We start from the raw sequence: 22,015 nt of genomic DNA, 5'->3' as shown, positions 1-22,015 counted from the left end.
TACTGCCAAAAGATAGGGACATATCAAAAAAGCCAAAATCACATTTTTTTATCAACGAGCCCCTATTTTTCGTCAGCCAAAGTCAAGCCAGCCAAATTCAAGCCAGCTAAATTCAAGATAGGCGGCAAGCGTATTCAATACCCCCGAATTTTGTTAAAATAGGCAAAAATTTATCTAGCTGAGCGTCCCATGAATTCAAATAACTCAAACAACTCGACAACCAACCAATTACTGTTTAGACAAGCCAAAGCCCATATCCCTGGCGGTGTAAATTCACCTGTGCGGGCGTTTGCAGGCGTGGGGGGTACGCCTGTGTTTATCAGCCGTGCCCGTGGCAGCAAAATGTATGATACCGAAGGCAAACCCTATATAGATTATGTGGGCTCATGGGGACCGATGATTTTGGGTCATGCGCACCCCCATATTATCGAAGCGGTCAAAAATGCGGCAGATGACGGGTTAAGCTTTGGTGCCCCCACCACCTTTGAGACCACGGTGGCGGACAAAATCTGCGAATTGATTCCGAGTGTTGAATTAATCCGTATGACCAGCTCAGGTACTGAAGCCACCATGTCTGCGATTCGTCTAGCACGGGGCTATACAGGGCGCGACAAAATTGTCAAATTTGAAGGTTGTTATCACGGTCATAGCGACAGTCTGCTGGTCAAAGCGGGTTCAGGCATGTTAGATATCGGTGAACCAAGCTCAAAAGGTGTCCCTGCAGATTTTGCCAAACATACTATCACCATTCGTTACAATGACCCGCAAGCCATTAAGGACTGCTTTGCGCAATTTGGCAATGACATCGCTTGTGTAATTGTCGAGCCTATCGCCGGCAACATGAACATGATTGTACCCACGCAAGAATTTCACGATACCTTGCGTGCCGAGTGTACCGAACATGGCGCTGTGCTAGTTTTCGATGAAGTAATGACTGGGTTTAGGGTTGGCTTACAGTCAGCGCAAGCCCATTTTGGTATCACACCAGATTTGACCACGTTTGGTAAAATCATCGGTGCAGGTCTGCCAGTCGGGGCGTTTGGTGGTAAACGTGAGATTATGGAATGTATCGCGCCGTTAGGCGGTGTGTACCAAGCAGGCACCTTATCAGGCAATCCACTGGCGATGCGTGCCGGTATTGCCATGTTTGATTTGCTCACGGCTGAGGGTTTTTATGACGCATTAAGTGAAAAAGTCGTTTACTTGACTGATAATCTTGAACAGTTGGCGAAGGATGCGGGTATTGGCTTTAAAACCACGCGCTGTGGCGGTATGTTTGGGATGTTTTTTACTGATGGCGCTTTTGACAACCAGCTACCACAAAACTTTGAAGAGGTGTGCCAATGCGATGCGCAAAAATTTGCGATCTTCTTCCACGGTATGCTCGATCGCGGTGTGTATCTTGCGCCATCCGCCTTTGAGGCAGCCTTTATAAGTAGTGAGCATTCGCAAGAAGACTTGGATGCGACCTTGCAAGCGGCAAAAGAAGTCTTTGCGATAATGGCGAAAGCATAACGGTTGCACATAAAAAATTTGCCAAAGGATTTTTAATTGCGTTTGGACAGTTGCCTTTGGCAAAGTTTGCCAAAGGTCAAAGCGCGAATAGTGATTTAAATACTATCAATTTTCGTTCAAATAGATTTTAGAGAATAAAAACCACCCATGCGACAACTCCCCCAAGCGTTAACCCCAGCATCCATTGCACAGCGTAATCTTGAAGAAAGTCAGCAGCCGCAGTCATTCTTTGACGACTTTGCCAAAGCTGTCACCCTCTATCGCGATGACGACATTTGGGTGATTGATAAACCACATGGGCTGTTATCCGTGGATGGTAAAGAACTCAAAGTAAGCTTGCAATCTCGTTTGCTCAAAGCCGACCCCAACGTCAAACTTATTCACAGACTTGATATGGACACCTCAGGGATTATTATTTTTGCGCGTCACAACGAGGCGCAAAGCCATATCAGCAAACAATTTATCGACCGTATTCCTAGCAAAGAATACCAAGCGCTGGTCTGGGGAACGCCGCCGCAGCAAGGCGAAATCGATGTGCCCGTGCGCTACGACCCACCACAAAAACCCAAGCATATCGTCGATATGAATTGGGATAAACGCGCCTATACGAAATATGAAACCTTGCACCACGAACTGCGTGAGGGTAAGGCAGTTAGCCGTGTCGCCTTGTATCCTGTCACAGGGCGCAGTCATCAACTACGCGTGCATATGCTGCATATCGGGCATGTGATGCTTGGCGACCCCATCTACGCGCAAGATGTATTAGACGGTCAAGCGTTTGATTTATCGCCTAGGCTTTGCTTACATGCGCGCAAATTGCGTTTAAAGCATCCCAATACGGGTGTGTGGATGGAATGGGAAAGCCCCGTGCCGTTTTAACCGCGTGGGAATTTAACAAGCTAACTTTGTTAATTACCCATGTTGGTGTAACCAATCAAGGGTTTGCTGCCAAAGTAGCTGGTTTTGTCGGCTAAAAAACTTCATATGACCGATATGCTGTAAGCCATAATCTTTGGGTTGTAGCGTTTGGGTGGTGGCTTGCATGTTGGGAAACACCCGAATCATATCGGCGACATTCTTATCATTTGCGATATCATCATCGGGTGCATTCACCCACATAGCAGGCAAGTTAACCTCATTGTAATAGTGGGTTTTCACTGTTTTACCGAAGGCGGTTTTGATATAGCCTGCGCCATTGCACCAATCTCGCCACTGTTTGGCGACGTTTTTGGGCAAGTCTTCGCCCATGCCAATCTTGCTTGATTGGGTATAGCCAAACAACACATTGGACAAGGGAATAAATACATCCATAAACCACATGGCTTTGGCACGATATGGCATCGCCATATTGCGGATTTGCCCCGACGAACAGGCAACGTTAAACACGGATGTGAACTTGTGATGATTGGGCATTAAACCAAATAATTGACCGCCCGCGCTATGACCGACCAGATGATAGGTGGTGTTGGGAAACTCTTGAATCAGCCTATCAAGCACCGCAGTCATATCGTAGCGTCCCCAACTAATCAATGACGCATTAGAGTGCTTGAGGTCGCCTTGCATCGACTCGCCAATATCTTCATTGTCATAGCTAATGACGCCATAGCCATGCTCCATTAAATACTGCGCAAAATTTTGATAAAACTGGCGTTTGATACCTGTTGCGGGCGCAATCATCACGGCGGCTTTAACCGTATCGGGTCGAAACACAGTCGCCGCCAGTGTGGCAGGGTGTTTGGTGGCTATTTGAATGGTTTGCTGCGTAGAGGTTGAGGTGAGTTGTGACGGTGTTTTTAGATTTAGGTTCGACATGACGGTTATCTTCCTTGGCAATCAACTTTTTATACAAGCTTATACGAGCGCTTTTTATACGAGCGCTTTTTATACAAGCACTCAGCCAAATGTTGACAAATGATGAGCAGACTCGTTTAAAAGCGACTATAGCAAACAATTTATGGGTGCAAAAAAGTTATCATGAACATAACAGTCATAAAAAAAGCAATCAGCGGCGGCTAATTGCTTGTTTGAATCGTTGACGAAAAAGCTAAGGGGTTTTAACGACAACTTTTTGGTTGGTGTTGATTAAAATCTCAGAAGGTCCATCAACGGTGACGCGCACTTGGTTATTATTAGGGCGCTGTGAGCGAAAATATTGGTCTTCAGCAGGGGTACAGCCCAAGCAGCGATCGAGTGCCGCCAGTGGCTCAAGAATCAGCTTGCGTTCTACCTGATCGATTTCATCGTTATAGATGGTAAATGGCATACTGGCAATCGCCGTCATCACGCCGCCCACCACTGCCAATGCGCCCAATGGCTTACCCACAATGGTATCAGCGACCATGGAGCCATAGGTTGGACCAAAATCTTTTTCATCAATTTCAGTAGCGGCAAAGCTGCAAGTCGTCGTTGCAACCATCAAGGCTACGGCTGACGCAATCGTATTTAATAGTTTCATAGCAGGTTCCTAACTGGCAGCAAGCCACTATTAACGAGGTAACTAGCTAACTAACTAACTAAATAATTAATTAGGCAACTAGATAACCAAATAACTGGGGTTGACTGACAGGTTGTACCTAACAAGTTTTGCTAGGTTGTTGCTGAATAGTTCAGGAACATTACATCAATTTTGCCAAGAATTATCAAGTAAAATTGTCTTTGCCGCAGGTTTTTTTACGTTAATGGAGAGCGGTTATTTCTTAAGCAGTTTTTTGAGGGGGTTTTTCACTGTTTTTTTGTGGGTTATCAGCGGCTGGCAAGTGGGACAGAACGTGCTCGCCCGCTGATTGATTTTGACATTTTCGATGGTAGTGCCACAGCTCGGACAATCACCGCCTTTATGCCCATACACCAGTAACGTCTGCTGAAAATATCCCGTTTTTCCATCCGCTACGGTAAAATCTTTTAACGTTGAGCCGCCTTTTTCAATCGATGTTTGTAGGACTTGTCGAATATGGGCGACCAAGGTGATGAGCTGTTCGTGGCTGATAAGATGAGCAGGGGTCAACGGATGAATTTTTGATAAAAATAGGCTTTCGGTTGCATAGATATTGCCCACACCGACCACAATCTCTTGCGCCATAATCACCGATTTGATGGGGCGCTCAATCGGTTTTTTGCGATTGTGGATATGGTGATATAGATAGTCAGCGCTAAAATCGTCTGACAACGGCTCCACCCCCAAATGCGTAATCAGCTTGTCTTCATAGTCATCCAGCCACAGTAACATGCCAAACCACCGTGGATCATGATAATGCAGTTGGGTGAGTTTTTTACCATTATTAAATGTCAAAATCACGTGATCGTGTTTACGCTTGTCAAACCCCACAGGATGCTGCTGTAAGCTACCCGACATCCCCAAGTGGATGAGCAGTTTTTTTTGCGCCGCGGCGCCTTTAAAGGTGAGAATCAGATATTTGGCTCGGCGCTCAATGTCGATAAGTTGATAATCTACCAAACTCACCAAGTCATCAGGCACCGCCCAGCGCAATTTGGGCTGAAAGACGCTGACTTTTTCAACGGTTTGATTGAGCAAAGGTTGCAGACTCGTCGCTGTCGTCTGCACTTCGGGCAATTCTGGCATATGCCGTGTGACTCCTATTTAAAGCATTAAGACTTGTTGTTATTGACGATACGACGCGCCAAAATAATACCATGTTGCTGCTCTAGTTTTGCGAGCAGCTTAGACAACTGACTTAACCCCGTCACTTCTATGGTAAAATTCAACCGCGCGATATCATCATCCCCGCTTAGGGTGTCGACTTGGCGGATATTGACATTTTCTTGGTCGATGATTTGGGTAAGATCTTTGAGCAAGCCACGTCTGTCATACGATTCAAGGTATATTTGTACCAATTGGCTTTTGCCTTTATTGCCATACCAAGCGGCACTAATGGCGCGTTCAGGCTCACGCTCCACCAGTCGCTCGTATTCGACGCAATCACTGCGGTGGACGGATACGCCATTGGACTGGGTGATATACCCTGCAATTGACTCACCTTGCACGGGCGAGCAGCAATTTGCCAAGTGAATAGCAATGTTATCCAAGCCATCGACTTCGATTTTATACGCATCTAGCTTGCCTGTGGCTTTGGGGTGAATACTGGGGATAAGCTCAGTATCAGTGACTTCGGGTTCTAAATCTAGATGACGACTGATATGACCGGTCAAATTATGCAATTCAACGTTGCCATTGACTAGCCCTACCAAAATATCATCACTGTTTTTGGCATTAAAAAATTTGACGTAATCATTTAAATCGATACTGTTAGGGTGTACCGACATGCGCGCCAATTCTTTGGTTAGTATGTGCTTACCTGTTTCGATATTTTTATCACGGTCTTGCTTATTAAACCATTGGCGCAGTTTGCTGCGAGCGCGACTGGTATTGATATAACCTAAGGATGCCACTAGCCAATCACGGTTTGGTTCGCGTGATTGCTTGGTAATAATCTCAACTTGTTCGCCTGTTTTGAGCTGATAGGTGAGCGGTACATAGCGTTTGTTGACGCGAGCGGCTTGGGCGCGATTACCGACATGGGTATGCACATGATAAGCAAAATCAAGTACGGTTGAGCCTTTGGGCAATTCGATGATATCGCCATCACGACTAAACACATAAATCCGCTCAAATTCACCAAAATCAACGACTTGTTCTTCTTCATCGAGCTCGCCATGCTCATGCTCAACATGTTTATCTAATACAAATTTTAAGGGGTCATGATTGTCAGCATTTTCTTGATTGAGCAATAACTGACGCAGTGAGCTTATTTTTTTGGTCAGATAGTCGTCTTTTTTGTTTTTGGTGCCTTCTTTGTAGTTGACGTGTGCACACATGCCAAGTTCAGCTTCATAGTGCATGTCAAAGGTACGAATTTGTACTTCCAGCGATTTGTTCTCGGCAATCACGGCGGTATGTAGCGAGCGATAGCCATTGGTTTTTGGGTTGGTGATATAGTCATCAAACTGTTCGGGGATATAGCGCCATAAACCATGCACCAGCCCCAATACGTGATAACAATCGGCGTTGTTATGCACCAGTACCCGCAGTGCGCGGATGTCATATAACTGGTCAAACGACAATGATTTGAGTTTCATCTTACGATAAATCGAATAGATGTGTTTGACACGACCGGTGATTTCCCCGTCAATCCCTTGTGCAGCTAACGCCTCGCGCAGTTGTTGGGCAACACGGTCGATATAGGTTTCGCGCTCGCTACGTTTTTCAGAGAGTAATTTGGCGATTTCTTTGTAGCGGTCAGGCGCAAGATAACGAAACGATAAGTCCTCAAGCTCCCATTTAAGCTGGGCAATACCCATACGATGCGCTAGCGGCGCGTAGATTGTCATGACCTCACGGGCGACCCGTTGCTGACGCTCAGGACTAGCATACGACAGCTCTCGCATCGCAAAAGTACGCTCAGCCAATTTGATTAACACCACGCGCACATCGTTGGTCATTGAGATGAGCATGTTATAAATGCCCGATAACTGCTCGCGCTGGTTGTTGTTAAAGTGGTCTTCTAAGCGCTTGTTGTTCTCTATCAAATCGGACAGTCGCCCCAGCGCTAGGGTTTCTTTAACCAGCTCTGCGACTTCATCGCCAAAGGTGGCTTGGATTTGTTTGGGGGTAAAAATTTGGATACGCGCAGCACGGTATAACATCGCAGCAACGAGTGTATCTTCATCTTGGTACAGATAACCCAAAATATCCGCAATCCCAATCCCAGTCAAAAACGCATTAGAGCGGTTGCTTTCGGTACTTAAATCTTGATTTTTGAGTAGTTGACAGGCTTTGGTCAGCTCAGGCAGCTCAGTGAGATGAGCGCGTTTTGCCATCGATGCCAGCCAAGCTTCGGTATCAATGGTATGCTCATCGATGATGTGACTGGCAGGCTCAGAGAGAATGGGCAAGTCAGTATGGGTGAAATGACGCTGGCTGGCAGTGATACTCGCAATCATCGTGGTACTATCATGATCAACGTCTTTTCCATCCAAGAGCGGCAAACTTTCTCGTATTTTTACCATGTCAATTCTACACCTTACTTACCAGATTTCCTCAAAGAGCAAAAAAACTAACCTTGTTCATTTAAAATTATCAACTCACTTTCCCTGTGAATTTTTGTGTGATTAAGTTTGATTTGATACTGCGCTAGCAATAATAAAATATGACAGAGTAGTCGCTATAGCAGCGCGTTTTAGCTATGATAGTGCGTTGGTTTTGGGCGTGTTAACCCTCGAAATAAATGTTAAAGGTTAAAATAAAGTAAATGCCATAGCCACTTTATATATCTTAACCGTTTTAGGGTTGCCCATGTTTAGCCATTTAACACTAACTTTATTACGCTTACTCATGTGTTAATTTTATTAAGATGTGTCTATTAGCAAACAATTGCAAGTCAACCCGTCGATAAAATTTTTGTACCACTCAAATGAGTGTTAGGCAGCGACAAAATCAGCGATTTGAGTGAATCTCAATCCAAATTAAGATAAACTATCTTGTTCAGTATAGGTGAGTTTAATGAAATTACCATCTCATTTTGTTACAAATGCGACTACTATAGCGTCAGATTTTACCATGACCCGCTCAGAAAGCCTTGCGAACTTTGGTAAAACCCTGTCAATGTTGGCGATAACGCTGACTTTATCGCTTGGGTTGACAGGGTGTGAGTATTTTCAAACCCAAACTGACGCTAACTCGCCCATTGGTGCCACACAAATTGCCAAACTGATGCCCAAACGTGGACAAGATAGCAAAAGCTGGGCACAAGACATCAACCAAATTTTTGACACCTTAAAAATAGAAAAAAACGCGCAAAATATTTGTACCGCTGTCGCCATTATCGACCAAGAGTCTAATTTTAAAGCCAATCCGCCCGTCGCAAATTTGGGGCAATCAAGCCTAAAAGCGATGAATGAGGAGTTGGAAGAAAAATTGGGCTCAACGCTTGCCCCATATTTTCGCACCATGCTAAAAACTGAGCCTACGCCCGATAACAGCTTTGAAAAACAAATCGCTAAAGTCAAAACCGAAGAAGAACTTGACGACATTTATCATCAGATGTTTGCGTATTTTTCAAGCAAATATTATGCCAGCAAGCTGAACAGCGTCACCAAATTGGTGGGCGGGGATATCGAAGAAAAATTAGACCCGATTACCACGTTAGGCTCAATGCAGGTGCAAGTAAGTTATGCGCGTGACCATCGCCGTATGAATGGCAATAACCTTGAACTGCGTAAAGACCTATATAGCCAATATGGCGGATTGTACTATGGTATCCATCGCTTGTTACTGTATAAAGCCAATTATCAAGACCCGATTTATCGCTTCGCTGACTACAACTCAGGGATGTATTCAAGCCGTAATGCGGCTTTCCAAAAAATGCTAAAAGAGTTATCCAAAGCCGAAATAGACTATGATGGCGATTTATTGATTTATGAAAAAGGCAATAAAATCAGTGCCAATATCAGCCAAAGTGAGCAGGCGCTGATATCAATGATACAACAAGGCATGATTAGCCTAACAGAGCGACAAGTGCGTATGGACTTGGCAAAAGAAAAAAGCCAAGATTTTGAAAATACCGAAACCTATCGCACCATCGGTAGTCTTTACAAAATGAAAACTGGCAAAAATGCCCCTGCCGCCATCATGCCACAGGTGGTCATCTCTGGCGCAAAACTCAGCCGTGACTACAATACCAAATGGTACGCCGACAAAGTCAACGTACGCTATTTAAATTGTATGAATAAAGCTAAATTTTAGCGTTTCTCAAAGCGTGCAATACTTTCCACATGTCCTGTATGGCAGAACATATCCATCACCCCAGCATGGGTGAGCTTGTAGCCTTTGTCAAGCAGCACGGCGGTATCGCGGGCAAGCGTAATCGGATTGCACGACACATACACAATGCGTTTGGCATTGAATTTATCCAGATACTGCATCACTTCTAAGGCGCCTGAGCGGGGTGGGTCAATCAGCAGCGCATCGACTTGCCCAACCCAAGGCTCAGCAGAAAAATCTTTAGTCAAATCTTGGGCAAAAAAGTCGGTATGGTGCAAGCCGTTGGCGGTGGCATTCATTTTGGCGCGTTCGGTCATCTCACTGCTACCTTCCACTCCAATCACAAAGCCGGTTTCACCCACTTGACGCGCCAGTGGCAGACTAAAATTGCCCAAACCGCAAAACAAATCAAGCACTCGCTCGCCTGGCTGCAAATCTAACAAATCAATTGCCAGCTTGGTCATTTTACGATTGACTGACAAATTGACTTGGGTAAAATCCAGTGGCGAGAATTCAAACGTCACATCAAACTCGGGCAAACGATAAAACAAACCGCCCGTCGGTGGTACGGTCAGGCTTGATGGGCGCGCATGGGCATTATTTTCATATAATGGGTCAATACGATGTACCGTGTCGCTACCTTTGGGCTGTAAAAATAACTGCCAGTTACGCTCAGCAAAAAAAGCTTGCAGTTTTGCGATATCATGCTCACCTAAATCCACCATGTGACGGACAATGACGGCGATGGATTTTTTGCTATCGATAACATCATCAAGTGTTTCACCCATCGCTAACTCAAGCTGTGGAATATGGTCACGGGCGTCAAGCGAACTGATAAGCGCTTTTAGCGGTTCAATTTCAAAGCCGACACGCGGGTCAAGCACATGGCATTCGTTTAAATTTGCCAAAAAATTGCTGGCGCGCTCACGAAAACCAACCAATGCCGTGCCTTTTTTCTCGACATAGCGCACGCCCATACGTGCCTTGGTGCGGTAGCCCAAACGGTCAGCCACCAATGGGGGAAGCCAGTATTCAGGCTGGATATGGGCTTGGTGTTCGAGCAGCTCTGCCAATACCGATTGCTTAAATTGAATCTGCCCCTCGGGTTGCCAGTGCTGTAAGCTACAGCCACCACACACCCCAAAATGCGGGCAAGGCGGGGTCGTGCGGTCAGGGTTTGGGTTTGCCAACACTTCGACCGCGTCACCTTCTTCCATACTTTTACGTGAGCCTGTGATTTTGACGCTCACGGTCTCGTTGGGCAGCGCAAAGCTGACGAATACTTTTTTGCCATGCTTATCGAGGTGATGGTCGGGTTGGTCACCGTAAGTTGCCACACCACGTCCGTCATGGGCAAGGTTGGTCACTGTTAGGGTCACGGGTGGGGCGTCTTGCAACCGTTTACGCACCCGCGCGGTGGGTTTGATTTTTTTGCTTGGGTTTTTGGTGAGTTGCGAAGACGACGTTTGGTCAGCGGTAGCGTTTGACATTTATTAAAAAACCTATTTAATCGAGGGTCAGTGTAAATATTTATTACAAAATTCATCAAAATTTTGCGGTTATGATAGCTTAAAATGGATTTTTTTTATATCAATACCTGACTTTACTTTATTAGCAAACCCAAAGAGAAAATCATGCAAAAATTAAAATTATACGGATTCAAAGGCGCGTGTTCATTTGTCCCGCATACGGCGCTTAACCTGACAGGGGTGGATTACGACTTACAGCTCATCAGTCATGCAGATGCAAAAAAGCCAGATTATCTTGCCAAAAATCCACAAGGAACAGTGCCACTGCTAGCAATAGAAGCGGACGATTTTTATTTGGCGCAAAATGTGGCGATTTTACACTACCTTGACGAAAAATTCCCCCAAGCGCATATTTTTGGTAAAGGCAGTGATAAACAAAAAGCCAAAGCGCACCAATGGCTCAGCTACGCCAATGCGGATGTGCATAAAGCCTTTTTGCCTTTATTCGACGCTGGGGCATTTATCGATGATAAAGACTTGCAGCCTAAAGTCGCTGAAAAAGCGCAACGACGGGTCATTGAAATTTTTAAAATCGCCAATGATAACTTGGCTGATAAAGACTATATGTCAGGTGAGTTTACTATTGCTGACGTGTATCTGTATGTCACCTTGCGCTGGGCGCATTTGCTAAAATTGGATTTATCTGGGTATCGGAATTTGGCAAAACTGATTAACAACGTGGAGTCACAACCTGCGGTACAAAAATCGCTCAGAGAAGAAGGTTTGGATGTAATCTCATAACTTGTCAACCCTTATCATAGGGCATTCTTTAAATGCTTTAAAATTTTACCATTAACAAATGAGCCAAGTGGTTATTTTTAAAAAGCAAAGTTGTGCTATGATGGTGTTTTATCCGTTAGCTATATAGGTTAATCGACACCATCATGCACGAACTAGAACTCAAGTTTGCTGTCCCAAGCTATCAACAAGGCGTCTTAAGAAAAAACATCGACACCAAAACTGCGCGGCAACAGCGGCTATCGGCGTATTATTTTGATACCCCCAATCAACATCTTGCCAAACAAGGCATCGCCCTGCGTATCCGCTTTGAAGACAGCCAGTGGGTACAAACCCTCAAAACAGCGGGTGACGGCGTTGCCAAACGCGTTGAGCTCAATACCGTGCTGAGCCTGACGGGTACGCCAGATACCCTTGATGTTAGCAGCCTTGTGCCCGATGTTTCACTGATTACAGAGCCAACAGTCGTAGCGCAGCTGACTAGCATCATGCCGCTCGACCAGCTCGCTCAAGCCTTAACCGTGCAATATTTTACCGATGTCCAACGCACTTCTCGCCAAATTAAGAAAAATAACAGCCGCATCGAAATCGCTTATGATATCGGCAAAGTTGGCATAGGTAGCCTAATCTCACAAAAATCCGTCAATAATCACGGGTTAACCCAATCGGATATTCATGAAATTGAATTTGAGCTTCTTGAAGGTGACCCAAGTGATTTGATTGAGGTAGCTAAAACTTGGTGCAAAAAATACAAATTATATTTATCAACCGTTACCAAAGCCCAGCGGGGTAGTTTGCTACTCGCGAATAAGCAATTTGCCCAGCCTGTCAAAGCGGATTTGGCTGTGCTGCAATTACACAAAGGCATCAGCCAATTTGCGTTTTTGCAGGCAGTGGTCAATAACTGCCTCGTGCAGATTTTGCCCAACGCCTCTGCAATTGCTGAAGGCAGTCCCGATGGCAACTTAGTGCACCAACTGCGTGTCGGCATTCGGCGTTTACGTACTGCCCTCAAACATTTCAAATTTGCCCAAGATTATATCGACCCAAATTGGCTGATGGTACTCAAACAAACCTTTAGCCTGCTAGGGGAGTATCGTGATAAAGAAATCTTGCAAATAAAAACCCAGCCCCTGCTAGAGTCAGTCGGTGCACCGCATGTCGAGTGGTCAACGGCAGTCGATATCATGCCGATTGATGCCGTCAGAGCCAATGATTTTCAAATTCTGTTGTTAGAGCTGATTGGTTTTACCCATTTAGCCGTACCTGCGGACAACCCAAAAGCCAAAGCCACTGTTGCCAAAAAGTTGGAAAAACTATTTACCGCGATTGCTGTGGCAAGTGATAAATTTGCCAGTCTCGATACAGAAAGCCAGCATGGTGTCCGTAAAGACCTAAAAAGCCTGCGTTATGTCAGTGAGTTTGCTGCGCCGCTTTTTGCCAGCCAAACCAATGGCAAAAAAGGGAAAAAAGCAGCTGAGCTCAATGCTTTCTTGCAATACTTAGAGCCTGCACAAGACGTACTCGGTGAATACAATGACAATGTGGTCGGTCATGCCAATTATTTGGAAAAAGCCAAAACCGACCCAAATGCACTATTTGCGGTGGGTTGGTTTAGCGGACGTGAGCAAGCCAGTAGCGAGCAATGCGCGGTGAGTCTAAAAACGGTTAAAAATGCGCCAAAGTTTTGGTAGTAGTTTGGCTTGATTGTAGGCATGTGAATTAAAGAAAATTGCCTCTGCAGAAAGCACTAATCAGTCAATCACTGTATGACTAGTTAGGTCAGTTATGGATGAGCATTTAGCCGCTAATTTCGATACCGACAGTAGATAATATGCGGTATATTGTCGGGTTTTTACTGAGCTAATTTTTTAGTTAATGGCAATCAAATTTATATAAAAAAGCCAATATCGTCAGATATTGGCTTTTTGCTTTTATTGTAACGCCTATCAAAACGCGTATTGGAAAATTATTTTCCGTAAACTTTTAAGCGTTTTTCGATAGGTTCAAAGGTTTTTTCACCTGCTGGGGCGGCGATACCACCAAATACCATCTGCGCAATGAGTTTCCAGTTGCTATCAATGTTCCATGTTTGCGCCACTTTTTCATCAATCACGCCATTGTAATGCTGTAAGTTTGCACCGATGTTGAGCGCAGCTAAGGCGTTCCAAATCGCATATTGGTGCATCGCACTGGTATGTTCTGCCCATACTGGGAAATTATGCGCATACAGCGGGAATTGTTCTTGTAAGCCTTTAACCACTGATTGGTCTTCAAAATACAAGATAGTCCCTGCACCGGCTTTAAACATGGCCATTTTATCGGCAGTTGATTTGAATTTTTCATCATCATTCACCATCGCGCGTAGCAAATCTTCGGTGATTTGCCAAAGTTTTTGGTGGTCTTCACCAAACAATACCACCAAGCGGCTTGATTGTGAGTTGAATGAAGAGGGGGTATGTAACACGGCATGTTCAACCAGTTTAATCACCTCATCTTTTGATACAGGTAATTGGTCATTGAGCATATAGATAGAACGGCGAGTTTCTGCGATAGTGTGTAATGTTTCGACTGACATAATCAGCTCCTTTTCATTGTTATTTGATAATCAATCTACCTTATTAATATTAATTAAAGTTAAAGCCGATTGATGTGACACGGTTATTATATGCCTAAAACCTAAATAAAAAAAAGCTATTTTGTAATTTTTTTTAACCAATAATTACATGGGTTAATATTTTCTAAATTATTATTAAGGTTAACTTTGATAAATTTACGGCAAAATTTCGACCGCTGTACCAATATCCACTCGGTCATAGAGTGTGATAATGTCTTGATTGCGCATACGGATACAGCCATGAGAAAGCGGAATGCCCATCGGCTCGGTATTGGGCGTGCCATGAATGTAAATGTAACGCGCCTTGGTATCACACACCCCTTGCTCATTGGCGCCTTTATTAAAGCCCGTTTCATTTCCCTCTAACCACAAAATCCGTGTCAAAATCCAGTCTCGATTGGGGAATGTAGTTGCCAAATGATCGTCATAAATTTCGCCGGTAAATTGACGTGCCACAAAAACACTGTTGATAGGTAAATTATCACCAAATTTTTCGCTAATCAGGTGCGCACCGAGCGGTGTACAGCCAGTATCCTGTAGTTGTCCAATACCATTTTTGGCAGTAGAGACGGGGTAAGTTTGTGATTGGGTGGGGCTCAGATGTAAAGTAAGTTGTTGTTTTTTTATTGAAATAATGATTCTTGGGTAACACATAATCGACTCGTTTAACATTAAGCTTAGACTATCATAACAAAAAAGCCCATCATATTCATGACAGGCTTTTTAAGAAAAATTTGAAAACATACAACCAGTTATTTGATGTCAGCAGTGGATACCCACAAGGTAGAATCGGCAATGTTCACAAAGCCATTTTTGGCTAATACCCAGCTAAACTTGACGCCTTTGGGCAGGGTCTGCACCACGGGGCATAGACGATTGGGACAAGAACGTACAATCGCATCTTTGTTGGTTTGTGCTCGATGAACGCTATCGGCTTGCGCAGTGAGTGGTAAAACCACCCATACCAAAGCCGCAGCCAAATTTGTCAGTTTATACTTAGCAAGGAATGATTTAATGCTCGAACTCATGATTTTTCAAAAATACAGTCAAATAAATACAGCCAAATAGTGAGAAAATTTTATCAAAAAATTATCTATCAAAACAAAAAAACTATTTTCACATTCACGTAAAAATACTGTAACAATAGGTATAACAAAAACTTAAAAAAGAAAAAGGCCTACGAAAACGTAAGCCTTTTTAATTTGGTCGGAACGGCGGGATTCGAACTCGCGACCCCTTGCACCCCATGCAAGTGCGCTACCAGACTGCGCTACGCCCCGAAAGGTGTACTATTCTATCAAAAATGACAGAATTTGCAATACAAACTTATCCAATTAGTTCTTTTAACAGCTGATTAACTTGAGCCGGGTTGGCTTTACCTTTCGAGGCTTTCATCACTTGACCGACAAGACCGTTAAAGGCTTTTTCTTTACCTGACTTGTACTCATCGACCATCGCTTGGTTGTTTTTCAACACGTCTTCGACAATCGCTTTAATCGCGCCTGTATCGGTTTCTTGTTTCAAACCTTTATCGGCAATGATTTTATCCACGGCTGTTTCATCGTCACCGCCTTCGCCAGCGAATAGGGCGATAAAGGCTTGTTTAGCCAGCTTGCCTGATAGCGTATTGTCTTTGATACGCTCTAGCAGTTTGGCAAATTGGGCGACAGAAATCGGGCTTTGCTCAATGGTTTTTTCATCTTTGTTGAGCGCACCGAGCAGGTCACCCATTATCCAGTTGGCAGCCAGTTTGGCGTTATCATGACCGACTTTTGCCACTACTTGCTCAAAGTAATCAGCGAGCGAACGGCTAGCGGTTAAAATACGGCTATCATATTCAGGTAAGCCAAGCGCCGATTGAAAACGCTCACGACGTGCCACTGGCAATTCTGGCATGGCGTTTTTGATTTGTTCAAAAGTTGCAGTATCAATATGCACAGGTAAAAGGTCAGGGTCTGGGAAGTAGCGGTAGTCATTGGCTTCTTCCTTGGTACGCATTGAGCGCGTTTCGTCTTTGTCGGGATCGTACAGGCGAGTGGCTTGTATGACTTTGCCCCCGTCTTCAATCAAGTCAATTTGACGCTCGATTTCCACCGTGATGGCACGCTCAATAAAGCGAAACGAGTTAAGGTTCTTAATCTCACAGCGAGTACCTAAGTCAGCGCCGGGTTTTCGCACGGAGACGTTACAGTCGGCACGGAATGAGCCTTCCGCCATAATGGCATCAGAAATACCAAGCCAAGTGACCAACTGGTGAATGGCTTTGACATAGGCAACCGCCTCGGCAGCTGAGCGCATATCAGGCTCTGAGACGATTTCAATCAGCGGCGTACCGGCACGGTTTAAATCCACGCCTGTCATCTGTGGTACCGCATCATGCACCGATTTGCCCGCATCTTCTTCTAAGTGGGCACGGGTAATGTGAATACGTTTGGGGTATTCGTTTTTTTCACCTTCATTGACCACGATGTCGATATAGCCTGTACCGACAATCGGGTGCGCCATTTGGCTGATTTGGTAGCCTTTTGGCAAGTCGGGATAAAAATAATTTTTACGGTCAAAGGCATTCATCATACCAATTTCAGCATTGACGCCAAGCCCAAACATCACCGCTTTTTCTACCACATCTTTGTTGAGTACGGGCAGCGCCCCTGGCATGGCTAGGTCAACAATATTGGCTTGGGTGTTGGGTTCTTGCCCAAATAGGGTGGAAGCCGATGAGAAAATTTTGGTATTGGTGTTGAGTTGGCAGTGGATTTCGATACCGATAACCACTTCATAGCCATCCACTAAAGGCGCTTGCGGTTTATTTTCGTTTGTCATAACAAGGCTCCTTAGGCTTTGGCGATGGGCGATAGTTGTTGGTGAAAATCAGTGACTTGCTGATACGCATCGGCAGTTTGCAGTAGCGTCTCTTCGTCCCATGCTTTTGCAATCAGCTGTAAGCCCACAGGCAGATTGTCACCATCAAAACCCACCGGATGGCTTAATGAAGGTAAACCGGCTAAATTCACGCCAATGGTATAAACATCCCCCATATAAATTTCGGCAGGGCTAAGGCTTGCACCGATTTTATAAGCCGTCGTTGGCGCAGTTGGGGTGGCAATGACATCACAGCTTTCAAATGCTTTGGCAAAGTCTTGGCTGATGAGGCGGCGCACTTTTTGCGCTTTGACATAATAAGCATCAAAATAACCCGCTGATAACGCATAGGTACCCATCAAAATACGGCGCTGTACTTCGGCACCAAAGCCTTCAGAACGTGAGCGGGTGTATAAATCTTCCAAGTTTTTTGGACTATCACAGCGGTAGCCATAACGCACCCCATCATAACGCGATAAGTTAGATGAAGCTTCGGCAGGGGCGAGCAAATAATAAGTGGCAAGGGTGATTTCTGGTTTGGTCAAATTCACATCTACCAAGCTTGCACCCAAGGCCTGGTATTGTTTTAATGCCGCTTCTACACTGGCTTTAACCTCGCTATTTAAGCCATCAGCAAAATACTCGGTTGGGATACCGATGCGTAACCCTTGAAGCGGTTTATCATGGCTGGCATTGGCTTGGCGTTTGCTGGTCAAACTAGCGACAAAATCGGGCACATCTTTGTTGGCGGATGTTGAATCTTTGCTGTCATGACCTGATAACACGTTAAGCAAATAAGCACAATCTTCTGCAGTTTTACCAAAGCTGCCAGCTTGGTCAAAACTTGACGCATACGCCACCATGCCATAACGTGAGACACGTCCGTAAGTTGGCTTAATCCCTGTCAAACCACAAAATGACGCAGGTTGACGAATCGAGCCGCCGGTATCTGAGCCTGTGGCAAAGGGTGCAAAACCTGCCGCAACCGCCGCTGCGCTACCGCCCGATGAACCACCTGGTACGCGGCTGATATCCCAGGGGTTGTGCACGGCGCCAAAGTATGATGACTCATTGTCCGAGCCCATCGCGAACTCATCCATGCTGGTTTTGCCAAGCATGACTAAGCCTGCATTTTGGCAGTTTTCAACGATAGTAGCGTTGTAAGGCGCTACAAAATTTTCTAGCATTTTTGAGCCACAAGTGGTTAAAACGCCTTGGGTACAAAAAATGTCTTTATGAGCCAGTGGCACGCCCGTCAAGTCTGCGCCTTTACCTTCTGCCAATAATTTATCGGCAGCGGCGGCTTGCGCTAACGCTTGTTCAGGCGTGACTGTGATAAAGCTGTTGATGGCTTTATCGTGCTGGGTAATCCGATTAAGAAAATGTTGGGTAAGTTCGGTACTGCTAAAGTCTTTATTTTTTAGACCTGCGGCCAATTGGGCAACCGAAAACGTATGTAGTTCAGACATAATTTTCACTTATAATTAATTAACAAAAATTTGACAAGTTATTCGATGCGCTGTGGCTTATTCAATGACCTGTGGCACAAGGTATAGACCATCAGCGACGCTCGGCGCAATGGACTGATTTAGCTCACGATTGACTTCGACCCCATTACCGCCAATAACATCTTCACGCAGTGGCTGGGTCATATCATGGACATTGGTAAGCGGGGCGATATTGTCAGTATTGACCTCTGCCAAAATATCCATCATCGATAGAATTTTGCTTAGGTCATTGGCATAACTATCTGCCTGCTCAGCGGTCACGCCAAGTCGAGCAAGTTTTGCGATGTTCATAATTTCATCAGTTGAAAGCGTCTGCGACATGATGAGTTCCTTAAGTACAAACAAAAATAAAACGGACAAACAAGGCAAATGTTCGATGCGATTTTAAACCAGCCAATTATAGCAGCAGGCTATAATAAAAGAGGCTAAAACCTGATAAAAACAGTTGCATAAGTTTAGTTACTTTTAATAACAAATTTGAAAAAATAGGGTGATGTGACCTAAATAATTTGTCACAAAAAATTCGTGAATAAAGATAGAATGTGATTAAATCACTATATTTTGCGATATTTTACCGCTATAATCTAGCACTATTCTTACTAAACGCAAATTAATCGCATTAAAGTCACTATTGCCTAAACCTCTTTAAAATCATCGTCACCTTTTTTATCTAAAAAGATAGCCTTTTAACTGTGAATCGTTAAGAGTTTCTTGCTATTTTTTATGTAAAATACAGCAGCGGTAAGCAGCTTGCTTCAGATTTTTTGCTAGTGGGCACAATAGGGTGGTTTTGAAACATGGGCATTAGAAACATCGGCATTAAAGGCTTTTAAATAAACGCTTTTAAAAAATGCGTTGTTGACTCGATATGCGATTAGACACCCCGCTAATTTCTGCTTTGCTTGCAGTGTAGTTTTGTTATCACTGGGAAATGATACATGAGCCTTTTCGGATTTTTATCAAGTAATATCGCCATCGACCTTGGCACTGCCAACACGTTAATTTTCACCCCAGGTAAAGGTGTGGTCCTCAATGAACCAACGGTTGTTGCGCTTCGTAGTAACCGTACCCAAAATCCTACCGTTGCGGCCGTCGGTCTTGATGCCAAACAAATGCTAGGTCGTACCCCAGATAATATCACTGCGATTCGTCCACTCAAAGACGGTGTGATTGCCGATTTTGAAGTGACCCAAAAAATGCTCAAGCATTTTATCAACAAAGTGAAAGTGAAACGCTTTTTGGCCAATCCAAACGTGATTGTTTGTGTGCCTTGTAAATCTACTTTGGTAGAACGTCGTGCGATTCGTGAAGCAGTTGAATCAGCAGGCGCAAACAAAGCCTTATTACTTGAAGAGCCGATGGCAGCTGCGATTGGCGCAGGATTACCCGTGCATGAAGCCAGCGGTTCGATGGTGGTGGATATCGGGGGTGGTACCACAGAGATTGCGGTGATTGCGCTATCAGGCTGTGTGTATGCCGACTCCATCCGTATCGGCGGTGATGTGTTTGATGAGGCGATTATTACTCATGTCCGCCGTACCCATGGCTGTGTGATTGGTGAAACCACGGCTGAACGCATCAAAACCGAAGTAGGGACGGCAATTGAAGATCCTGAAAACCCCTTGGAAGTGGAAGTACGTGGTCGTAGCATGGCAGAAGGCGTGCCTAAATCATTTGTGGTGACATCCGCCGAAATCCAAAAAGCTTTAAGCGACCCTATTACTGGTATCATCTCAGGCGTCAAAGCGGCGCTTGAGCAAACCCCGCCTGAATTATCAGCCGATATCGCAGAGCGTGGTATTGTATTAACGGGTGGTGGCGCACTATTACGTAATCTTGATGAGCTGATTTCACGCGAGACAGGCTTGCCCGTCACGGTAGCTGAAGACCCACTGACTTGTGTCAGCCGTGGGGGTGGTAAAGCGTTAGAGTTTATCAATAACAAAGCATTGAATATGATTTTTGTCTGATGTTAACTGATGTGTTACCGTTAACCGCTATTTTTTAATAGCGGTTTTATTGCTTTATTGACAAGATGATTTTACGATAGCTTTTTTTAAAAGATTTTTGCTATCCTGATGGCTTGTTATCGCGCGCTGTATTGACTGCCACAGATTTTACTTGGATGTTACCTATGTCACTTACCATTTTTACCCAACAACCACTTGCCATTCGCAAGACCCTTATTGTGGTGTTTGCGGCGATTGTGCTGATGTTATTGGATAGTAAAAATAGCAGTTGGTTTCAGCCAGTACGTACCGCGACCCATGCCGCCATGCAGCCTATCTATCAAGTATCGGCTTACCCAAGTTTTTTTGCAGGCTGGCTTGATAGTACCATGACCGAAAAAGAAGCGTTACGCCGTGAGAATGTGCAGTTAAAAGCTGAGCTTGTCCACGCCAAAGCGCAGTTGCAGCAGCAAGACTATCTTGTCGCGCAAAATGCCCGACTGCAAGGGATTTTATCCGCCACCACGCCAGACCAGTTTAACTTGCTGTTGTCGCATGTCATTGGTACCGATAGCAATCCACTGCGGCAAATGGTGGTCATCAATAAAGGCAGCAAAGACGGAGTGATTGTCGGGCAAACGGTGATTGATGAAAACGGCATTCTTGGACAAGTCGTCAATGTTTATCCCGATACCTGCCGTGTGGTGTTAATCAGTGATGACCAACAATCGGTGGCAGTGACTATCAAACGTACCGGGCAAAAAGCCATCGTATCGGGCAAAGGTAATCCGCAGTATTTGGTGCTAGATTATATCTTTAAGGCGTCGGATGTACGCATTGGCGATGAGCTGATTTCATCAGGGCTTGGTGGTCGTATTCCTGCCGGATTTCCTGTTGGGCGGGTGGCAAAAGTAGAAGCCGAGCAAGCAGGCGGCTATGCCAAGATTATGGTGAAACCCGCTGCCAATTTTATCAATACGTCTTATGTTTTATTGCTTCAGCAAAAGGTATAAAATCACTGATTATGGTCGTCGTTCAGCGCAAAAAAACCAAACAGCATTTATATATTGTGATGGCAATCAGTTTTATCATTGCATCGGTACTCAGTGTGTATCCGCTGTCGGCAGAGATTGCGCTATTTCGTCCGATGTGGATGATCATGATGCTGATTTTTTGGCTGATATTTCAACCGACTTTAATTGGCATGGGATTGGCGTTTGTGGTTGGTCTGTTTGCTGATTTACTCACAGATAGCCGAATCGGTCAGCAAGCCTTATGTGCAGTGCTGGTGGCGTTTTTTATTAAGTTTGTCAGTGGTTATTTACGCCAATTGTCCTCGAACTTGGTATGGTTACTTGCTGGCGCCTGTTTGCTGATTTATCAATTTGGGTTAATTTTTCTACATTTATTTACCCAAGGGGTGTTTGCACCCCAATTACTTTATACCGTTGCCGTGAGTACCTTAATTTGGCCACTATTAGTCGCTGTTATGCTGCGTTATACGCGATAAGCGTATTGAG

The 22,015-nt window shown here is 44.7% G+C and carries 19 protein-coding genes and 1 tRNA gene; 8 read left to right on the top strand and 12 right to left on the bottom strand.

The genetic code is table 11. From position 1 onward, the window contains the following. The first annotated feature begins 189 nt into the window (after nt 1–189). Together hemL and ACH0AB_RS00965 are read left to right on the top strand one after the other, a co-directional pair. A complete protein-coding gene (gene hemL, locus ACH0AB_RS00970; RefSeq protein ID WP_406876814.1) occupies nt 190–1,515 on the top strand; it encodes a glutamate-1-semialdehyde 2,1-aminomutase in 1,326 nt (441 codons plus the stop codon). A 147-nt stretch (nt 1,516–1,662) separates the two neighbouring features. Further along, nucleotides 1,663–2,394 carry an RluA family pseudouridine synthase gene (locus tag ACH0AB_RS00965; RefSeq protein ID WP_313379085.1) on the top strand — a complete coding sequence of 244 codons (732 nt, stop codon included), beginning with the start codon at nt 1,663–1,665 and terminating at the stop codon, nt 2,392–2,394. 33 nt (nt 2,395–2,427) lie between these two features. On the opposite strand, the gene ACH0AB_RS00960 is transcribed toward ACH0AB_RS00965, so the two are convergent. The 4 genes from ACH0AB_RS00960 to ACH0AB_RS00945 all read right to left on the bottom strand — a co-directional run bounded on the left by ACH0AB_RS00960 (nt 2,428) and on the right by ACH0AB_RS00945 (nt 7,539). Next, nucleotides 2,428–3,327: an alpha/beta hydrolase family protein gene (locus tag ACH0AB_RS00960; protein ID WP_406876813.1), complete on the bottom strand. Its 900-nt coding sequence runs from the start codon at nt 3,325–3,327 to the stop codon at nt 2,428–2,430. A gap of 232 nt (nt 3,328–3,559) precedes the next feature. Then, entirely contained in the window at nt 3,560–3,970 is a 411-nt protein-coding gene (locus ACH0AB_RS00955) for a hypothetical protein (protein ID WP_406876812.1), read from the bottom strand. Nucleotides 3,971–4,204: 234 nt separating this feature from the next. Continuing rightward, nucleotides 4,205–5,095, bottom strand: coding sequence for a bifunctional DNA-formamidopyrimidine glycosylase/DNA-(apurinic or apyrimidinic site) lyase (mutM, locus tag ACH0AB_RS00950; protein WP_406876811.1), 891 nt, complete (start codon nt 5,093–5,095; stop codon nt 4,205–4,207). Nucleotides 5,096–5,121: 26 nt separating this feature from the next. Next, the gene (locus ACH0AB_RS00945) at nt 5,122–7,539 is read right to left on the bottom strand and encodes a RelA/SpoT family protein (RefSeq protein ID WP_406876810.1); all 2,418 of its coding nucleotides are present in this window, start codon (nt 7,537–7,539) and stop codon (nt 5,122–5,124) included. A 550-nt stretch (nt 7,540–8,089) separates the two neighbouring features. On the opposite strand from ACH0AB_RS00945, the gene ACH0AB_RS00940 reads away from it, so the two are divergent. Further along, nucleotides 8,090–9,274, top strand: coding sequence for a DUF1615 family protein (locus tag ACH0AB_RS00940; RefSeq protein WP_406876827.1), 1,185 nt, complete (start codon nt 8,090–8,092; stop codon nt 9,272–9,274). Here the strand turns inward: ACH0AB_RS00940 and rlmD are convergent. Further along, nucleotides 9,271–10,782, bottom strand: a complete 1,512-nt coding sequence (rlmD, locus tag ACH0AB_RS00935) for a 23S rRNA (uracil(1939)-C(5))-methyltransferase RlmD (RefSeq protein ID WP_406876809.1) — start codon at nt 10,780–10,782, stop codon at nt 9,271–9,273. The two genes, ACH0AB_RS00940 and rlmD, sit on opposite strands and share 4 nt — an antisense overlap. Before the next feature lie 144 nt (nt 10,783–10,926). On the opposite strand from rlmD, the gene ACH0AB_RS00930 reads away from it, so the two are divergent. Both ACH0AB_RS00930 and ACH0AB_RS00925 read left to right on the top strand, forming a co-directional pair. Then, nucleotides 10,927–11,562: a glutathione S-transferase family protein gene (locus tag ACH0AB_RS00930; protein WP_406876808.1), complete on the top strand. Its 636-nt coding sequence runs from the start codon at nt 10,927–10,929 to the stop codon at nt 11,560–11,562. A gap of 143 nt (nt 11,563–11,705) precedes the next feature. After that, a complete protein-coding gene (locus tag ACH0AB_RS00925; protein WP_406876807.1) occupies nt 11,706–13,253 on the top strand; it encodes a CYTH and CHAD domain-containing protein in 1,548 nt (515 codons plus the stop codon). 275 nt (nt 13,254–13,528) lie between these two features. Here ACH0AB_RS00925 and ACH0AB_RS00920 read toward each other — a convergent pair whose 3' ends face one another. The 7 genes from ACH0AB_RS00920 to gatC all read right to left on the bottom strand — a co-directional run bounded on the left by ACH0AB_RS00920 (nt 13,529) and on the right by gatC (nt 18,867). Then, nucleotides 13,529–14,137 (bottom strand): nitroreductase family protein, encoded by a 609-nt coding sequence (locus ACH0AB_RS00920; protein WP_406876806.1) that lies wholly within the window; start codon nt 14,135–14,137, stop codon nt 13,529–13,531. 195 nt (nt 14,138–14,332) lie between these two features. After that, nucleotides 14,333–14,830, bottom strand: a complete 498-nt coding sequence (locus ACH0AB_RS00915; protein WP_406876805.1) for a L,D-transpeptidase family protein — start codon at nt 14,828–14,830, stop codon at nt 14,333–14,335. A gap of 98 nt (nt 14,831–14,928) precedes the next feature. Then, nucleotides 14,929–15,204: a hypothetical protein gene (locus ACH0AB_RS00910; protein WP_076775191.1), complete on the bottom strand. Its 276-nt coding sequence runs from the start codon at nt 15,202–15,204 to the stop codon at nt 14,929–14,931. A 175-nt stretch (nt 15,205–15,379) separates the two neighbouring features. Beyond that, nucleotides 15,380–15,456 (bottom strand) — tRNA-Pro (locus tag ACH0AB_RS00905). Nucleotides 15,457–15,502: 46 nt separating this feature from the next. Then, complete coding sequence (gene gatB / locus ACH0AB_RS00900; protein ID WP_406876804.1) at nt 15,503–16,999, bottom strand: Asp-tRNA(Asn)/Glu-tRNA(Gln) amidotransferase subunit GatB; 1,497 nt, start codon at nt 16,997–16,999, stop codon at nt 15,503–15,505. 11 nt (nt 17,000–17,010) lie between these two features. Then, nucleotides 17,011–18,507, bottom strand: coding sequence for an Asp-tRNA(Asn)/Glu-tRNA(Gln) amidotransferase subunit GatA (gene gatA, locus ACH0AB_RS00895; protein ID WP_406876803.1), 1,497 nt, complete (start codon nt 18,505–18,507; stop codon nt 17,011–17,013). A gap of 57 nt (nt 18,508–18,564) precedes the next feature. Continuing rightward, nucleotides 18,565–18,867 carry an Asp-tRNA(Asn)/Glu-tRNA(Gln) amidotransferase subunit GatC gene (gene gatC / locus ACH0AB_RS00890; RefSeq protein ID WP_060995645.1) on the bottom strand — a complete coding sequence of 101 codons (303 nt, stop codon included), beginning with the start codon at nt 18,865–18,867 and terminating at the stop codon, nt 18,565–18,567. A 617-nt stretch (nt 18,868–19,484) separates the two neighbouring features. On the opposite strand from gatC, the gene ACH0AB_RS00885 reads away from it, so the two are divergent. The 3 genes from ACH0AB_RS00885 (at nt 19,485) to mreD (ending at nt 22,005) form a co-directional block, all read left to right on the top strand. Further along, on the top strand, nt 19,485–20,516 hold the full coding sequence (locus ACH0AB_RS00885) for a rod shape-determining protein (RefSeq protein WP_128679945.1): 1,032 nt from the start codon (nt 19,485–19,487) through the stop codon (nt 20,514–20,516). 164 nt (nt 20,517–20,680) lie between these two features. Beyond that, entirely contained in the window at nt 20,681–21,508 is an 828-nt protein-coding gene (gene mreC / locus ACH0AB_RS00880; RefSeq protein WP_065253382.1) for a rod shape-determining protein MreC, read from the top strand. 11 nt (nt 21,509–21,519) lie between these two features. After that, nucleotides 21,520–22,005 carry a rod shape-determining protein MreD gene (mreD, locus tag ACH0AB_RS00875; protein ID WP_060995642.1) on the top strand — a complete coding sequence of 162 codons (486 nt, stop codon included), beginning with the start codon at nt 21,520–21,522 and terminating at the stop codon, nt 22,003–22,005. The last annotated feature ends 10 nt before the right edge of the window (nt 22,006–22,015 follow it).

This window comes from Moraxella sp. 179-F 1C4 NHS (genome assembly GCF_045370505.1).
GTDB lineage: Bacteria > Pseudomonadota > Gammaproteobacteria > Pseudomonadales > Moraxellaceae > Faucicola > Faucicola tetraodonis.
The sequence above is the reverse complement of the archived record's forward strand: the minus strand, read 5'-3'. Positions and strand labels throughout refer to the sequence as shown.

Excerpts from the sequence above, each read along its gene's own strand:
- gatC (WP_060995645.1), bottom strand. The coding sequence starts at position 18,867 with ATGTCGCAGACGCTTTCAACTGATGAAATTATGAACATCGCAAAACTT.
- gatB (WP_406876804.1), bottom strand. The coding sequence starts at position 16,999 with ATGACAAACGAAAATAAACCGCAAGCGCCTTTAGTGGATGGCTATGAA.
- ACH0AB_RS00910 (WP_076775191.1), bottom strand. The coding sequence starts at position 15,204 with ATGAGTTCGAGCATTAAATCATTCCTTGCTAAGTATAAACTGACAAAT.
- ACH0AB_RS00930 (WP_406876808.1), top strand. The coding sequence starts at position 10,927 with ATGCAAAAATTAAAATTATACGGATTCAAAGGCGCGTGTTCATTTGTC.
- ACH0AB_RS00955 (WP_406876812.1), bottom strand. The coding sequence starts at position 3,970 with ATGAAACTATTAAATACGATTGCGTCAGCCGTAGCCTTGATGGTTGCA.
- ACH0AB_RS00945 (WP_406876810.1), bottom strand. The coding sequence starts at position 7,539 with ATGGTAAAAATACGAGAAAGTTTGCCGCTCTTGGATGGAAAAGACGTT.
- mreD (WP_060995642.1), top strand. The coding sequence starts at position 21,520 with ATGGTCGTCGTTCAGCGCAAAAAAACCAAACAGCATTTATATATTGTG.
- ACH0AB_RS00965 (WP_313379085.1), top strand. The coding sequence starts at position 1,663 with ATGCGACAACTCCCCCAAGCGTTAACCCCAGCATCCATTGCACAGCGT.
- hemL (WP_406876814.1), top strand. The coding sequence starts at position 190 with ATGAATTCAAATAACTCAAACAACTCGACAACCAACCAATTACTGTTT.
- ACH0AB_RS00940 (WP_406876827.1), top strand. The coding sequence starts at position 8,090 with ATGACCCGCTCAGAAAGCCTTGCGAACTTTGGTAAAACCCTGTCAATG.
- mreC (WP_065253382.1), top strand. The coding sequence starts at position 20,681 with ATGTCACTTACCATTTTTACCCAACAACCACTTGCCATTCGCAAGACC.
- ACH0AB_RS00960 (WP_406876813.1), bottom strand. The coding sequence starts at position 3,327 with ATGTCGAACCTAAATCTAAAAACACCGTCACAACTCACCTCAACCTCT.
- ACH0AB_RS00925 (WP_406876807.1), top strand. The coding sequence starts at position 11,706 with ATGCACGAACTAGAACTCAAGTTTGCTGTCCCAAGCTATCAACAAGGC.
- gatA (WP_406876803.1), bottom strand. The coding sequence starts at position 18,507 with ATGTCTGAACTACATACGTTTTCGGTTGCCCAATTGGCCGCAGGTCTA.
- ACH0AB_RS00885 (WP_128679945.1), top strand. The coding sequence starts at position 19,485 with ATGAGCCTTTTCGGATTTTTATCAAGTAATATCGCCATCGACCTTGGC.
- mutM (WP_406876811.1), bottom strand. The coding sequence starts at position 5,095 with ATGCCAGAATTGCCCGAAGTGCAGACGACAGCGACGAGTCTGCAACCT.
- rlmD (WP_406876809.1), bottom strand. The coding sequence starts at position 10,782 with ATGTCAAACGCTACCGCTGACCAAACGTCGTCTTCGCAACTCACCAAA.
- ACH0AB_RS00920 (WP_406876806.1), bottom strand. The coding sequence starts at position 14,137 with ATGTCAGTCGAAACATTACACACTATCGCAGAAACTCGCCGTTCTATC.
- ACH0AB_RS00915 (WP_406876805.1), bottom strand. The coding sequence starts at position 14,830 with ATGTGTTACCCAAGAATCATTATTTCAATAAAAAAACAACAACTTACT.